General features: G+C 75.3%; 14 protein-coding genes. 10 read left to right on the top strand and 4 right to left on the bottom strand.

What is annotated here, in order from left to right:
* Window positions 1–56: 56 nt before the first annotated feature.
* Complete coding sequence (locus VKK44_RS15010; RefSeq protein ID WP_343441699.1) at window positions 57–1,211, bottom strand: glycosyltransferase; 1,155 nt, start codon at window positions 1,209–1,211, stop codon at window positions 57–59.
* Between the two features lie 28 nt (window positions 1,212–1,239).
* Window positions 1,240–2,220 (bottom strand): glucosyl-3-phosphoglycerate synthase, encoded by a 981-nt coding sequence (locus VKK44_RS15005; RefSeq protein WP_343447785.1) that lies wholly within the window; start codon window positions 2,218–2,220, stop codon window positions 1,240–1,242.
* 222 nt (window positions 2,221–2,442) lie between these two features.
* Here VKK44_RS15005 and VKK44_RS15000 point away from each other — a divergent pair, with 222 nt between their 5' ends.
* The 7 genes from VKK44_RS15000 (at window position 2,443) to VKK44_RS14970 (ending at window position 11,329) form a co-directional block, all read left to right on the top strand.
* Window positions 2,443–3,456, top strand: coding sequence for a Gfo/Idh/MocA family protein (locus VKK44_RS15000; RefSeq protein WP_343441698.1), 1,014 nt, complete (start codon window positions 2,443–2,445; stop codon window positions 3,454–3,456).
* The gene (locus tag VKK44_RS14995; RefSeq protein ID WP_343447611.1) at window positions 3,449–4,537 is read left to right on the top strand and encodes a zinc-binding dehydrogenase; all 1,089 of its coding nucleotides are present in this window, start codon (window positions 3,449–3,451) and stop codon (window positions 4,535–4,537) included. Before VKK44_RS15000 ends, VKK44_RS14995 begins: the two co-directional genes overlap by 8 nt.
* A gap of 49 nt (window positions 4,538–4,586) precedes the next feature.
* Window positions 4,587–6,332 (top strand): ABC transporter ATP-binding protein, encoded by a 1,746-nt coding sequence (locus VKK44_RS14990; RefSeq protein WP_343447610.1) that lies wholly within the window; start codon window positions 4,587–4,589, stop codon window positions 6,330–6,332.
* 109 nt (window positions 6,333–6,441) lie between these two features.
* On the top strand, window positions 6,442–8,736 hold the full coding sequence (gene secA2 / locus VKK44_RS14985; RefSeq protein WP_343447609.1) for an accessory Sec system translocase SecA2: 2,295 nt from the start codon (window positions 6,442–6,444) through the stop codon (window positions 8,734–8,736).
* Window positions 8,737–8,918: 182 nt separating this feature from the next.
* The gene (locus tag VKK44_RS14980) at window positions 8,919–9,659 is read left to right on the top strand and encodes a GAF and ANTAR domain-containing protein (protein ID WP_343447784.1); all 741 of its coding nucleotides are present in this window, start codon (window positions 8,919–8,921) and stop codon (window positions 9,657–9,659) included.
* A 76-nt stretch (window positions 9,660–9,735) separates the two neighbouring features.
* Window positions 9,736–10,233: a DUF2231 domain-containing protein gene (locus tag VKK44_RS14975; protein ID WP_343447607.1), complete on the top strand. Its 498-nt coding sequence runs from the start codon at window positions 9,736–9,738 to the stop codon at window positions 10,231–10,233.
* A 334-nt stretch (window positions 10,234–10,567) separates the two neighbouring features.
* Entirely contained in the window at window positions 10,568–11,329 is a 762-nt protein-coding gene (locus VKK44_RS14970; protein WP_343447606.1) for a class I SAM-dependent methyltransferase, read from the top strand.
* On the opposite strand, the gene VKK44_RS14965 is transcribed toward VKK44_RS14970, so the two are convergent.
* Window positions 11,307–12,281, bottom strand: coding sequence for a DUF3500 domain-containing protein (locus tag VKK44_RS14965; protein ID WP_343447605.1), 975 nt, complete (start codon window positions 12,279–12,281; stop codon window positions 11,307–11,309). The two genes, VKK44_RS14970 and VKK44_RS14965, sit on opposite strands and share 23 nt — an antisense overlap.
* A 37-nt stretch (window positions 12,282–12,318) precedes the next feature.
* On the bottom strand, window positions 12,319–12,711 hold the full coding sequence (locus VKK44_RS14960) for an ankyrin repeat domain-containing protein (RefSeq protein ID WP_343447604.1): 393 nt from the start codon (window positions 12,709–12,711) through the stop codon (window positions 12,319–12,321).
* A gap of 181 nt (window positions 12,712–12,892) precedes the next feature.
* Here VKK44_RS14960 and VKK44_RS14955 point away from each other — a divergent pair, with 181 nt between their 5' ends.
* From VKK44_RS14955 to VKK44_RS14945, 3 genes are read left to right on the top strand one after another with little or no spacing between them, the layout of a single operon-like run.
* The gene (locus VKK44_RS14955) at window positions 12,893–13,345 is read left to right on the top strand and encodes a cysteine dioxygenase (protein WP_343447603.1); all 453 of its coding nucleotides are present in this window, start codon (window positions 12,893–12,895) and stop codon (window positions 13,343–13,345) included.
* Window positions 13,346–13,395: 50 nt separating this feature from the next.
* The gene (locus tag VKK44_RS14950) at window positions 13,396–13,887 is read left to right on the top strand and encodes a rhodanese-like domain-containing protein (RefSeq protein ID WP_343447602.1); all 492 of its coding nucleotides are present in this window, start codon (window positions 13,396–13,398) and stop codon (window positions 13,885–13,887) included.
* Window positions 13,888–13,939: 52 nt separating this feature from the next.
* The gene (locus tag VKK44_RS14945) at window positions 13,940–14,521 is read left to right on the top strand and encodes a winged helix-turn-helix domain-containing protein (protein WP_343447601.1); all 582 of its coding nucleotides are present in this window, start codon (window positions 13,940–13,942) and stop codon (window positions 14,519–14,521) included.
* The last annotated feature ends 2 nt before the right edge of the window (window positions 14,522–14,523 follow it).

The following is a 14,523-nucleotide window of genomic DNA, read 5'->3' as shown; positions in this document are numbered from 1 at the left end:
GACGCACGCCGGCCCGGCCGCCGAACCGGCGGCCGGGCCGGCGATGATGCCCTCGATCAGGCGGGCTGCAACGACCGCGTGGCGCCCTGGCGGACCCGGTCGTAGAGCTCGACGTAACGCTCGGCCATCCGGGCCGGGGTGAACCGGTCGGCCGCCTCGCGCCGGCACTCGTCGGCGTCCAGCCGGCCGGCGGCGAGCACCAGGTCGCCCAGCTCCTCCTCGTCGGTGGTGAGCAGGCCGGTACGGCCGGGCGCGATCAGCTCCGGCAGGCAGCCCCGGGCGGTGGCCACCACCGGCGTGCCCAGCGACAGCGACTCGACCACCGCCGTGCCGCCCGGCTCCTCCCAGCGCAGCGGGAACAACGACGCGCGCGCCGAGGCGACCAGGTCGTCGCGCTCCTGCCCGGCCACCGTGCCGACCCAGCGCACCAGGTCGCCGTCGACGTACGGGGCGACGTGGTCGTGGAAGAACCGCACGTCCGGGTTCTGCCGCGCCTCGTCGCCGGCCGCGGCCAGGTCCGCCGGCCGGTGGTACGGCCCGACCGGGCCGGCCAGCACCAGCGGGAAGCCGACCTCCCGGGCCAGCCGGGCACCCAGGTCCTGCCCCTTGCCCGGGTTGATCCGGCCGAGGATCACCACGTGGTCGCCCTTCGGGGCCGCCGGACGGCGGTCCGCGTCGACCGCCAGCGGGGTGGACAGGTGCACGTGGCCGACCGAGTGCTCCCGCAGCGCGCGGGGAGCGCGGGCGAGCTGCGAGGCGGACACCCCGTTGACCCGCACCCGGTCACCGCCGTCGAGGTTGCCGTACAGCTCCGGATGCTTGGCCAGGTCCCAGTGCAGCGTGTGCAGCACCGGCGGCGCGTCCGGGCCCATCGCGGCCAGGGTGGCCAGCCCGACCGCCTCCACATGGTCGTGCACCAGGTCGATGTCGTCGCGGGAGTGCAGCGCCCGCACCACGTGCGCCAGGTGCGCCTGGGACACGCCGCAGACCTGGTTGTACGGCCGCTGCAACGCGGGGAACTGCCCGTCCGGGAAGACCGCGATCCGCTCGTCGACCGGCAGCGTGCTGCTCTCCACCGAGGCGAGCACCACCCGTACGCCGAGCCGGCGCAGCTCCGGCACCAGCGTGGCCACCACGTTCTCGATCCCGCCGTACCCGGGCGGCGGCACGGACAGCCACGGGCCGGCGTTCATCAGCACGGTGAGCGTCATGCGCTGCCTCTTCTCTCGGATGTGAGGGTCATGCGGCGACCCGGCGGCGCGGGACGCGGTGGCGCAACTCGGCCAGCGGTGGGCGTTCCTCGACCGAGACGTCGTTGACGACGATCTCCCGGTCCAGGTTGGGCAGCGTCTCGGAGCCGCCCCGACGGAACTGGGTGAGCATCGGGGTCGGCATCGTCCCGGGCGCCGCCCAGCCGCGCCGCTGGAGCCGGGACCAGGCGGTCAGCATGATCTGCGCCGACATCCGGCCCAGCGCGGCGGTGTCCTGGTGTCGGTGCTTGCGCTGGCCGAGGTCGACCTGGGCCAGCGCGTCCAGCCCGACCAGCTCCAGCAGGTCGATGAGCATCGCCGTCTCGACGCCGTACCCGGTGACGAACGGCACCCGCTCCAGCACCGTGCGGCGGCCCGCGTACTCGCCGGCCAACGGCTGCACGAAGCCGGCCAGCTCGGGCCAGAACAGGTTGAGCAGCGGTCGGGCCATCAGCTCCGTCACCCGGCCGCCGCCGTCGGGCTCCACGCCCGTCGCACCGACCAGCGGCCGGTGGTAGAAGCCCTTGACGAACTCCACGCTCGGGTCGATGAGCAGCGGCCCGAGCAGCCCGGTGACGAAGTGCGGCCGGAACTCGCGCAGGTCGGCGTCGACGAACGCGACCACGTCCCCCTCGGCCGCGGCCAGCCCGGCCCACAGCGCGTCGCCCTTGCCGGTGAGCCGCGGCAGCCCACGCGTCATCGCGTCCTGCCCCACCACCTCGGCGCCGGCCGCGCGGGCCACCTGGGCGGTCCGGTCGGTGGACCGGGAGTCCACCACGATCAGCTCGTCGACGAGCGGCACCCGGTCCATCAGGTGCTCGCGGATGGTCGACACGATCGCGCCGACCGTCGCCTCCTCGTTGCGCGCCGGCAGCACCACGCTGACCCGGTTGCCACCCTTGGCCCGCACCAGCCGGTGCGCCGGCCAGTCGTCGGCCGTACTGGTTCGGTACGTGGCCCACGCCTCCACCACCGGTGAGACGGTCGAATCTGATTCCCGCACGGGCACCCCCCATTAGTGGCGGAATCGCGGACTCTGGTTTTCCCAGAACGGCGCCCGCGCTAACCGCATCCTGCCGAAGCACCTGATCACCGGGATGAACGTCACGTTGCGCCCGCGGTCGCGTTTGCCGGCGTACCGGCCGGGGGAGTGCTGTCCGCAGGCTTTCAGTCACGTCGAGAGGGCGGCAGGATGCGGGTGGGACTGGTCGGGGCCGGTGGGGTGGCGCAACGCCACGCCCGGGTGCTCACGGGCTTCGAGGGCGTGGAACTACTCGGCGTGACCGACGTCGCGGCGGAGGCGGCGGAGGCGCTCGCCGGCACGTACGGCGGTCGGGTCTTCCGGGACGTGGACGAGCTGCTCGCCGCCGGCCCGGACGCGGTGTACGTCTGCGTGCCGCCGTTCGCGCACGGCCCGGCCGAGGAGGCGGTGATCGCCGCCGGCGTGCCGATGTTCGTGGAGAAGCCGGTCGCGGTCGACCTGGAGACGGCCGAGCGGGTCGCCGCGCTGGTGGAGCAGCGTGGGCTGCGCACCGGCGTCGGCCACCACTGGCGGTACCTGGGCGTGGTCGAGGAGGCCCGGCGGCTGCTCGCCGACCGTCCGGTGCGGATGGTCAACGGGGCCTGGCTGGACAAGGTGCCGCCGGTGGCGTGGTGGGCGCGGCGGGACCGGTCCGGCGGCCCGGTGGTGGAGCAGGCCGCGCACGTGCTCGACCTGATCCGGGTGCTGGTCGGCGAGGTCACCGAGGTGACCGCGTACGGCGACGGCACCCCGCCGCCGGTCGACGGCGCCGACATCGACTCGGTGACCGCGGCCACGCTGCGGTTCGACTCCGGTGCGGTCGGCACGCTCGCCGCAGCCTGCGTGCTCACCTGGAAGCACCGGGCCGGCCTGGAGATCCTGGCCGACGGGCTGGCCCTGTCGCTGGCCGAGGACGGCCTGACGATCTCCGACGCCGACGGCGAGCGGCACCTGCCCGCCGACCCGGACGACGCGCGGATCGCCGTCGACCGGGCGTTCGTCGACGCGGTCCGCGGCGTCGGCGACGACGTGCGCGTCCCGTACGCCGAGGCGCTGCGCACCCAACGGCTGGCGCTCGCGCTGGCCGAGTCGGCGCGGACCGGCCGGCCGGTGGCGCTGCCGACCGGCCCGGCGGCCCGGACCACCGCCGTGGTGGCCGACGCGGGGGTGACAGTCGATGCGTGACCGGGTGGTGGTGGTCAACGGTCCGGGCCGGGTCGAGCTGATCGAGCAGGACGCGCCCGAGCTGCGCGAGGGCACGTTCCGGGTGGAGACGCTCTACAGCGGCGTCTCCGCCGGCACCGAGCTGAGCTACGTCAAGGGCACCAACCCGTACCTGCACGTCACCTGGAACGCCGGTCTCGGGCTGTTCCAGCCGGGGGAGGCGAGCACCCCGTACCCGGTGACCCGGCTCGGTTACATGCAGGTCGGCCGCGTGGTGGAGAGCCGCACCCCGGCGGTCGCGGTGGGCACGGTCGGCGCGATGACGTACGGGCACCGCAGCGGCTGGGTGGCCGACCCGGTCGCCGAGCGGTTCGTGCCGCTGCCCGACGACCTCGATCCGCTGCTCGGCGTCTACGTGGCGCACATGGGGCCGATCTGCGCCAACGGGCTGCTGCACGCCGCCGCGGACCTCTGCGGCACCGACGTCCGGACGCTGGGCGACGGGGTCCGTGGCCGCCGGGTGGCGGTGGTCGGCAGCGGCGTGGTCGCGCTGCTCACCGCGCTGTTCGCCCGCCGTCACGGCGCCGCCTCGGTGGTCGTGGTGGACCCCACCCCGGCCCGCCGGCAGGTGGCCGAGGCGCTCGGCCTGGAGACGCTCGACCCGGAGGCGGACGACCCGGGCACGGTGCTCAAGACCCGGTGGAACCACGCCGCCGGGGACCGGGGCGCGGACGTGGTCTTCCAGTGCCGTGGCCAGGACTGGGCGTTGCAGCTCGCGCTGCGGCTGCTGCGGCCCCAGGGCACGGTGATCGACCTGGCGTTCTACCAGGGCGGCGCGGACGCGGTCCGGCTCGGCGAGGAGTTCCACCACAACGGGCTGTCGCTGCGCTGCGCGCAGATCGGCCGGGTGCCGCGCGGGCTGGCCCCGACCTGGGACCGGGAGCGGCTCTCCGCGGAGACGATCGAGCTGCTGCGCCAGTACGGCGACCAGATCCGCAAGCACCTCGTCTCCGCCGTGGTGCCGCTGGACGAGGCGCCGGCCCTGCTCACCGACCTGGCCGAGCGTCGCCGCTCGGAGTTGCAGGTGGTGCTGACCGGCTGACCGGGCCCGCCGGCCCGGACGGCGTGCCGGACCCGACTACCGTTCGGTCATGACCGCCGACGCCGGCCCGACGCCGGGACTCGCCGCTCTGCTGCCCTACCTGCGCGCCCACCGCGGCACCCTCGTCGCGGTGGGCGCGCTGTCGCTCACCGGGGCCGCCGCCGCGCTCGCCCAACCGCTGCTCACCCGCACCGTGCTGGACCGGATCACCGCCGGCCGCCCGGCCACCACGCTGGTGGTGGCGCTGGTCGCCCTGGTGGTGGCCGGCGCGCTGCTCGGCGGGCTCCGCGACTACCTGCTGCAACGCACCGCCGAAGGGCTTGTGCTGGGCGTCCGGCGGCGGCTCGCCGGGCACCTGCTGCGGCTGCCGATCGTCGAGTACGACCGGCGCCGCACCGGCGACCTGCTGTCCCGGGTGGGCGCCGACACCACGTTGCTGCGCGCGGTGGTCACGTCCGGCCTCTTCGAGACCGTCACCGGGGCGGTGATGGTGGTCGGCGCCGGCACCGCCATGCTGCTGCTGGACCCGCTGCTGTTCGGGGTGACGCTGGCGTCGGTCGCGGTCGGCGTGGGCTTCGCCGTCACGGTCGCCCGCCGGGTGCGCGGGCTGGCCCGCCGCGCCCAGGAACGCGTCGGGGAGATGACCTCGGCCGTCGAGCGGGCCATCTCCGCGGCCCGGACCATCCGGGCCAGCCGCGCCGAGGAGCGGGAGACCGGCACCGTGGTGACGAGCGCGACCGCGGCGTACGACGCCGGGCTGCGGGTGGCCCGCGCCCAGGCGGTGGTGGGGCCGGCCGGCACGGTCACCGTGCAGGGCGCGTTCCTGCTGGTGCTGGCCGTGGGCGGGGCGCGGGTGGCGGCCGGGGCGATCGGCGTGGGCGACCTGGTCGCGTTCGTGATGTTCCTGTTCTTCCTGGTGCTGCCGCTGGGCCAGGCGGTGCACGCGTACACCCAGTTGCAGAGCGGCCTGGGCGCGCTGGCCCGGATCGAGGAGATCCTCACCGTGCCGGACGAGGGCGCCGGTGACCGCCCCGGCCCGGTGGCCGCACCGGCCGCCGACGCCCCGGCCCGGGTGGAGTTCGAGCGGGTCGGCTTCGGTTATCCCGGCGGCCCGGCGGTGCTGCACGAGGTGAGCTTCACGGTGCCGGCCGGCACCCGCACCGCCCTGGTGGGTCCGTCCGGCGCCGGCAAGTCCACCCTGCTGGCGCTCGTCGAGCGTTTCTACGAGGTGGGCGAGGGCGCGGTACGCCTGGACGGCGTGGACGTGCGGGAGCTGCCCCGGGACGCGCTGCGCGCCCGGCTCGGCTACGTCGAGCAGGAGGCGCCGGTGCTCGCCGGCACGCTGCGGGACAACCTGCTGATCACCGCGCCGGAGGCCCCCGACGACCGGCTGCGCGCGGTGCTCGACGAGGTCAACCTGGGACACCTGGCCGACCGGACCGCCGACGGGCTGGACGTGCAGGTGGGGGAGGGCGGCGTGCTGCTCTCCGGCGGGGAGCGGCAGCGGCTGGCCATCGCCCGGGCGTTGCTGGCCGGGCCGCCGGTGCTGCTGCTCGACGAGCCGACCAGCAACCTCGACGCCCGCAACGAGGCGGCGCTGCGCCGGGCGATCGACGCGGTGTCGGTGCGCCGCACCCTGCTGATCGTGGCGCACCGGCTCTCCACCGTGGTGGACGCCGACCAGATCGTGGTGCTCGACGGCGGCCGGGTGGTGGGGGTCGGCACCCACGACGAGCTGACCACCACCAGCCCGCTCTACCGGGAGCTGGCCGCCCACCAACTGCTCGTGGCCTGATCCGCCCGGAGGCGTCGGAACCGGCCGGGCGGGCGAATTCCGGACACGACCCGGCCCCGGTGGCGGGCGGGGGTCACAATCGGCTGCGGTTCGCGTACCGTTGCCGCTCATGGGTGTGTCGCAACGGTTCAAGACCAGGTTCCGCCGGTTCCTCCAGCGCCCGGGGACGACGGTCGACCTGGCCCCGCTGGAGAAGCTGCTGCCGGCGATCGAGTCGCGCGAGGCCGAGCTGGAGAAGCTCACCGACGCCGAGCTGACCGAGGCCGCCGGCCGGGCCGAGAAGTACGAGGAGATCTGCGCGATCGGGCGCGAGGCGGCCCGCCGCGGGCTCGACCAGCGTCCCTACGACGTGCAGCTGCTCGGCGCCATGGCGCTGCTCTCCGGCAAGGTCGCGGAGATGGCCACCGGTGAGGGCAAGACGCTCACCGCGACCGTCGCCGCGTACGGGCACGTCCGGCTCGGCAACGGCCCGGTGCACGTGCTCACCGTCAACGACTACCTGGCCCGCCGCGACGCCGAGTGGATGCAGCCGGTCTACACGCTGCTCGGGCTCACCGTCGGGTGGGTCAACGAGGCGTCCACCCCGGAGGAGCGCCGCGCCGCGTACCGCTGCGACGTCACCTACGTGTCGGTCAGCGAGGCCGGCTTCGACTACCTGCGCGACCAGCTCGCCACCGACGTGGCCGACCGGGTGCAGCCGCCGCTGAAGACCGCCATCGTGGACGAGGCCGACTCGATCCTCATCGACGAGGCGCGGGTGCCGATGGTGCTCGCCGGCGCGGTCCCGGGCGAGCAGGACCCGGTGCACGCCGCCGCCGCGCTGGTACGCGGCCTGCGCAAGGGCAAGCACTACACGGTCGCCGAGGACGGTCGCAGCGTCGCCTTCACCTCGGTCGGCCTGGCCACGGTCGAGGCGAAGCTCGGCGGCATCGACCTGTACGACGCCGAGCACGTCGGGCAGCTCTCCGCGGTGAACGTGGCGCTGCACGCGCACGCGCTGCTGCACCGCGACGTCGACTACATCGTGCGGGACGACTCGGTCGAGCTGATCGACGAGATGCGCGGCCGGGTCGCGCAGCGCCGCCGCTGGCCGGACGGGCTCCAGGCCGCGGTCGAGGCGAAGGAGGGGCTGGACGCCAGCGCCGAGGGCGAGGTGCTGGGCACGGTCACCGTGCAGGCGTACATCGCGCTCTACCCGACCGTCTGCGGGATGACCGCGACCGCGGTGCTCGTCGGTGACCAGCTCCGCGAGTTCTTCGGCCTCGAGGTGGCGGTGATCCCGCCGAACACCCCGTGCGTCCGGGAGGACGAGCCGGACCGGATCTACGCCACCCGCGCCGAGAAGGAGGAGGCGCTGGTCGACGAGATCACGCGCTGCCACCAGGCGGGGCGTCCGGTGCTGGTCGGCACGCTCGACGTGAAGGAGTCCGAGGGGCTGGCCGCCGCGCTGCACGCCGCCGGCGTGTCGTGCGTGGTGCTCAACGCCAAGAACGACGACGAGGAGGCCGGCATCATCGCCGAGGCCGGCGCGCACGGCGCGGTGACGGTCTCCACGCAGATGGCCGGCCGGGGCGTCGACATCCGGCTCGGTGGCAGCGACCAGTCCGACCGGGAGCGGGTGGCCGAGCTGGGCGGCCTCTACGTGATCGGCAGCGGCCGGCACGACAGCCGCCGGGTCGACGACCAGCTGCGCGGCCGGGCCGGCCGGCAGGGCGACCCGGGCGGGTCGGTCTTCTTCGTCAGCCTGGAGGACGACCTGGTCGTCCGGCACGCCGGCGACACCGTGCCGGCGTCGCCCCGGATGAACGCCGACGGTCTGGTCACCGACCCGCAGGTGGACTACGCGGTCGAGCACGCCCAGCGGGTCGCCGAGGGCGTCAACCACGAGATCCACCGCAACACCTGGCGCTACAGCCACGTGATCGAGCAGCAGCGCAAGGCGCTCGCCGAGCGGCGGGAGCGGCTGCTGACCACCGACATCGCCGCGCTGATGCTGCTGGAGCGGGTGCCGGAGAAGGCCGGCGAGATGGACGAGGACCTGCTCGCCGACGTCTCCCGCTCGATCGCGCTCTACCACCTGGACCGGCTCTGGGCCGAGCACCTGGCCGAGCTGTCCGAGGTGCGTGAGGGTGTGCACCTGCGGGCGCTGGGCCGGCTCGACCCGCTCGACGAGTTCCACCGCAGCGCGGTGCCGGCGTTCAACGCGTTGATGCCGGAGATCGAGACGCGCACCATCGCCACCTTCGAGGAGACCGAGTTCGACGAGGGGTGGGAGCCGGACGCGTCGAAGCTGGTGCGGCCGAGCGCCACCTGGACGTACCTCGTGCACGACAACCCGTTCGGCTCGGAGCTGGACCGGCTGATCGCCTCGGTGGGCCGGCGGCTCATCTCCGGGTCCCGCTGACCCGGATCGCAGGGCCCCTCCGGTCGGTACGGCCGGAAGGGGCCCTTTGCGCGGTTTCGATGCCGGCCGGCGAGGGTAGTAGGCCGAGGCTCGGCCAGAGGGAGGACGGACATGGAACAGGCAACGGCGCCGGACGGGGACACCGCGTGGACCGACGCGGAGGCGGTGGGGGCCGTGGCGCGGTGAACCTCGACACCCGTCTACCCATGACCGACAACCTGGGTGTGCTGGAGACCGCCGCGCTGCTGCGTGAGCTGACCGCCGGCCTGATCGGCGTCGCGGTGTTCGACGAGGCGCTGGACCGCCTGGTCCGGATCGCCCGGGACACGGTGCCCGGCGTGGACTGCTGCGGCTTCACCGCGCTGCGTGCCGGCGAGCCCGCCGGCGTGGCCGCCTCCGACCCGGAGCGAGCCGAGTTGGACGACCTGCGGCACGGCCCGGACACGCCGGCCCTGACCGCGATCCGCCGCCGCGAGATGATCATCGCGGGCGGGCTGGCGGAGGAGTCTCCCTGGCCGACCTGGAGCACGCGCGCCCGCGCGCTCGGCGTGCACGGCGTGATCTCCGCGCCGGTCGACGTGGACGAGCAGGTCATCGGCGCGATCAACCTGTACGCGTCGTCGCCCGGCGCGCTCACGCCGAGTCACCAGCTCACCGCGATGCTGCTGGCCGAGCACGCCGGTCTGTTGCTCGCCGCGGTCCGTGACCGGGAGCGGGCGACCGCCCGGGCCGGCCAGCTCGACGGCGCGTTGCTGGCCGAGGGCGTGGTCGGGCAGGCCGTCGGCGTGATCATGACGCAGCGGGGCTGCCCCGCGGCGGAGGCGCTCGACGTGCTCCGCAGCGCCGCGTCCTCGTTGGACATCCCGCTGCGCGAGGTGGCCGAGCGGCTGGTGCTCACCGTCTCCCGGCCTCGGGACAACTGAACGACAGTCGTTTCGCCCCGGCGGGGGTCGGGTAGCACCCTGGACTGGTGAGCCGCGCCGACGTGGGGAGGACGCGATGGAGAGCCGACTTCGGGTGCAGGGGCACCCCATCCAACCGATGCTGGTGACGTTCCCGTTCGGGCTCTTCGTCAGCGCCGCCGTGTTCGACCTGGCCGACGTCGTCGGCGGTCCGGCGTTCCTGGGCGAGGTGGGCTACTGGACGGCGGTCGCCGCGCTGGTCGCCGCCGGGCTCGCCACGGTCGCCGGGCTGGTCGACCTGTGGGACGTGCGGATCGGCCGCGCCAACCGCACCGCCATCACGTTCAACCTGGTCAACGCCGTGATGGCGGCGATGTTCCTGCTCACCTGCCTGATCCGGGCGCACGCGCCGCAGCGCGGCGCGACCGGCGGCCAGCTCGCCACCGAGCTGGTGGCGCTGGCGGTGGGCGCGGTCGGTGTGGGCCTGGGCGCGCGGCTGATGCAGCAGTCCGACCGGCACCGCACGGCCGAGCCGACCGGGCTGGAGACGATCCCCGGCGCCACCGTCGAGATCGCCCGTCCGCGCCCCTTCTGATCACCGCCGGCAGCCTGTCCGTCGCGTCCCAGTGGGGGCGCCGGGCGTGTCGCGGCGGGCAGACAGGTGAGCGCGGTATGCCTCCTGGTCATGAACATGACCAGGAGGCATACCGCTGTTGCGTGGACTGCCTTCCCCGGCCGTCACGTCGCGTGAGCACGTTGACCGCGGGTCCGGCGTGCTCACGCCCGGGGCGCGTCCGCTCTGCCGCGCGGAGATCGGGGGCCGGCATCGGAAGCTGGCCGGCGGGGCGCGGACCGGGAAGGGCTGCCGGCCCGGCCGGGCACGGAAATCGCGTTGCCGGCCGTCGTCGATCGGCGGCAGGCTCGGGCCCATGGTCACCGAGCGTGGGTTTGACGAACTGGTCGCCGAGGCCGAGGCGGCGCCGGTCGAGGGGTGGGGCTTCTCCTGGCTGGCCGGGCGGGCCACCGAGGAGCGCCCGCCGTGGGGCTACGCGCGACTCCTCGGGGCCCGGCTGACGGCCGTCGACGCCGCCCTGGACATCGACACCGGCGGCGGCGAGGTGCTGGCCGAGGCGGCGTCCGCGCCGCCACCGCTGCTGGTCGCCACCGAGGCCTGGCCGCCGAACGTGCCGGTGGCCCGGCGCAACCTGCGCCGGGTCGGGGGTCACGTCGTCCGGGTCGGTGACCGGCCGCCGCTGCCGTTCCGCGACGCCGCGTTCGACCTGGTGGTCAGCCGGCATCCGGTGGACACCCGGTGGGACGAGGTGGCCCGGGTGCTGCGCCCCGGCGGCAGCTTCCTCTCCCAGCAGATCGGCCCCGGCACGGTCCGGGAACTCAGCGAGGCGATCCTCGGGCCGCTGCCGCCACCGGAGCACCGCCACCCGGAGCACGCGGTCGCCGCCGCCGAGGCCGCCGGACTGACCGTGGTGGACCTGCAGACCGCCACCCTGCGTACCGTCTTCCACGACATCGGCGCGGTGGTCTGGTTCCTGCGCAAGGTGGTGTGGACCGTGCCCGGGTTCACTGTCGACCGCTACCGCGCCGAGCTGCGCCGGCTCGACGAGCGGATCCGGGCCGAGGGGCCGTTCGTGGCCCACGCCCGGCGGTTCCTCATCGAGACGCGTCGCCGGTGACGGGGCGGTGCGCGGCGGCGTGGTGCGCGGCCAGCACGTCGGTGCCGAAGTCACCAGCCGGGCGGCGCAGCACGGTGTGCGCGTGGTTGCCGTCGTCGGTGGTGTTGTCGTACTCGATCAGCAGGTCCTCGCCCTGCACCCGGTAGTAGTGCCGCCGGCCCGGCTCCGCCGGCCCGGCCCAGGCGAAGTGCAGCTCGCCGCCGTCGAGGCGGGACGCCTCCCGGGCGGCCAGGTCGGCCGGGAGCCGGTCGAGGTAGAGCGCGACCAGGCGGTCGAGCAACGCGCGGCCGGTCGGCCCGAGCCGGCCCCGGGGTACGCCGAGCGGGTCGAGCCGGCCGGGCGCGGTGGCCCGGGTGGCGCTGATGATGTCGGCCGGGGCTTCCTCGGCGATCACCGCGGCGGCCCGCCCGCCGGGGCCGAGCGCGTCCAGCAGCTCGCGGGCCAGGTCCTCCTCCGGGCCCAACGGCCGGGAGACGGGGCGGCCGGCGTGCCGCACGGTGGCCGGGTTCGCGCCGAGGAAGATCGGGGCGGGGGAGACCCGGTCGTCGACGACGGTCATGCTCACCGACAAGTGGTGCCCCTCGAACCGCCACGCCCAGCGGTCGTCGTGGGCCGGGTCGCCGAAGACCGCCACCCAGTAGTCGCCGCTGTGCCGGTCGCGTTGCCAGCCCTCCGCCCGGTCCAGCACCTCTTCGAGCGCCATCACGGCCATGGCCTGCGCGTACGCGGCCGGGCTGAGCGCGGTGGCGAGCAGCCGGTGGGCGGCCTTGCGGGCGGTGACGTCGAGGTCGGCGACCGGGACGCCGGGTCGGGGTCGGGGCCGGTACTCCAGCCACCGGCGGGCCGGCTCGTCGTCGAACGCGTGCCGGGCGCGTCGTCGGGCCGGCTCGTCCAGCGCCGCCAGCAGCGCGGTGGCCGCGGTGCGCATCTGCTCGGGTACGGGATCCTCCACCGCACCTGTATACGCCTCGCGCGGCGGGCCCGGGTGCTCAGTCGCGCCCGAGCAGCGTCAGCATCTCGGGCAGCGTGAAGAACCGGGCGGTCTCCACCGCCGAGGGGGCGCCGTGGTCCGGGTCGGCGCCGGCGTCGAGCAGCGCCCGGACCGCCGCCACGTTCTGCCGGAACACGGCCGCGGCCAGCGCGGTCTGCCCCCGGTCGTTGACCCGGTCCGGGTCGGCGCCGCGGGCGAGCAGCGCGGCCACCGTCTCCGGGCGGGCGTGGTAGGCGGCCAGGATCAGCAGTGTGTCGCCCTTGGCGTTGGTCAGGTCGACCGGCAGTCCCGCGTCCACGTTGGCCGCCAGCTCCACCGTCTCGCCGGCGCGGGCCAGGTCGAACATCCGGTGGGCGAAGGCGATGGTCTCGGCGTCCAGTTCGTCGGGCACCCGCCCAGGTTAGGGCGTCGCGGCCGGCCCCGCCTGGCAGCTTGCGCAGCCGGCACGGGAGGCGAGATGAACGATCGGGTGAACCGCGTCCCGCCATGTGGTATTACCTACTAAACCTATAGGGTTTGCCGTCTAAAGTGTGGGGGCACGCTCCGCTCCGCACCGTGAGGACGACCCGCCGATGACCAGCTCCGACCCCGCCGACCTGCTCACCGTCGCCGCCCGGTGGGCCGACCCGACCGGCTGGCCGGTGCCGCTGCGCTTCGACCGGTCCGAACGGTGGTACGCGCGCCTGCACGCCGACGCCGCGCACGAGGTGTGGGCGCTGAGCTGGCTGCCCGGGCAGGGCACCGACCTGCACGACCACGGTGGTTCGTCCGGCGCCTTCCTGGTCGTCGCCGGTCTGCTCGTCGAGGAGACGGTCAGTGGCGGCCGGTTGCGTCCGCACCGGCTCGCCGCCGGCGCCGGCCGGCGCTTCGGTGCCCGGCACGTGCACCGGGTCACCAACCGCGCCACCGAGCCGGCGGTCAGCGTGCACGTCTACCGGCCGGCGCTGCGCCGGATGACCCGCTACCACCTCGACGCCGGTCGGCTCCGGGTCGCCGAGGTGGCCGAGGCCGGCGTCGCCTGGTGAGCCGCCCGGCGACCCCGCCCCCGATTCCCGCCGAACGGAAGGACGCCACCATGGCGCAGACCCCCGCCCCTGCCGAGAGCTGTCCGGTCCCCCCGTCCGGCTCGCGGGGCATCGACGAGATCCTCGCCGCCGCCCGTGCCCGGCTGCGCCGCCTCGACCCCGAGCAGGCGCACCTCGCCTACCGGGGCGGCGCGCTGCTGGTCGACATCCGCCCGGCCGGCCAGCGGGCCGCGCACGGCACCGTGCCCGGCGCGCTCACCGTCGAGCGCAACGTCCTGGAGTGGCGCCTCGACCCGCGGTGCGCGGCCCGCCTGCCGCAGGCGGTCGGCTACGACGTGCCGGTCGTCGTCCTCTGCCAGGAGGGCTACACCTCGTCGCTGGCCGCCGCCGCCCTCCAGGACCTCGGCCTGCACCGCGCCACCGACGTGGCCGGTGGCTTCGCGGCCTGGCGCATCGCCGGCCTGCCCACCCTCGGCCCCACCCCGCCGCCCCGACCCTCGTCCACCGCGCCCCCGGTCACCGCCGGCCGGGCGCTCCGCTGACCGCCCCGCCGCACCCGGCGGGGCGGGGCGACCGCCCCCACAGGAGGCTCCCATGTCCGTCGTCGCCCTCAACACCCGTCCGGCCCGCCCCGGCCGCCCCGACCGGGCGCCGGCGCCCCGGCCGCGTACCGCACCGACCCTGACCATCACGCTCGACCTGAGTGCCGGCCCGCTCACGCCCGGTCTGGCCCGGCTGGCGGACCTGCTGGACGAGTTGGCCGCCTCCGGCGAGGGGTTGGTCCGGCCGGAGGAGCACCGGGCCGCCCGGGCCGTGCTCGACCTGCGCCGCGTCCCCGCGCCACCGGCCGAGCCGACGCCGGCCGCCGGGCCGGGCGGGGTGCGCATGCTCACCGGCACCCGACGGGTCCGGCTCGGCGGCCTCGAAATCGGGCTGACCCGGATCGAGTACGACCTGCTGCTCTTTCTCGCCGAGCATCCGCGCCGGGTCTTCACCCGGCTGCAACTGCTCAGCAACGTCTGGGGCTACGAGCACGCGGTGGCCCGCACCGTGGACGTCCACGTCCGGCGCCTGCGGGCCAAGTTCGGCCCGGACACGCCGCTGGTGACCACCGTCTACGGCGTCGGGTACCGGCTCGCCGACGACGCCCTGATCGAGGTGGACCGCGACGCCTGAGC

Origin of the sequence: Micromonospora sp. DSM 45708 (genome assembly GCF_039566955.1) — a bacterium.
Taxonomy (GTDB): Bacteria; Actinomycetota; Actinomycetes; order Mycobacteriales; family Micromonosporaceae; genus Micromonospora.
This window is presented reverse-complemented; position numbering and strand designations above follow the sequence as displayed.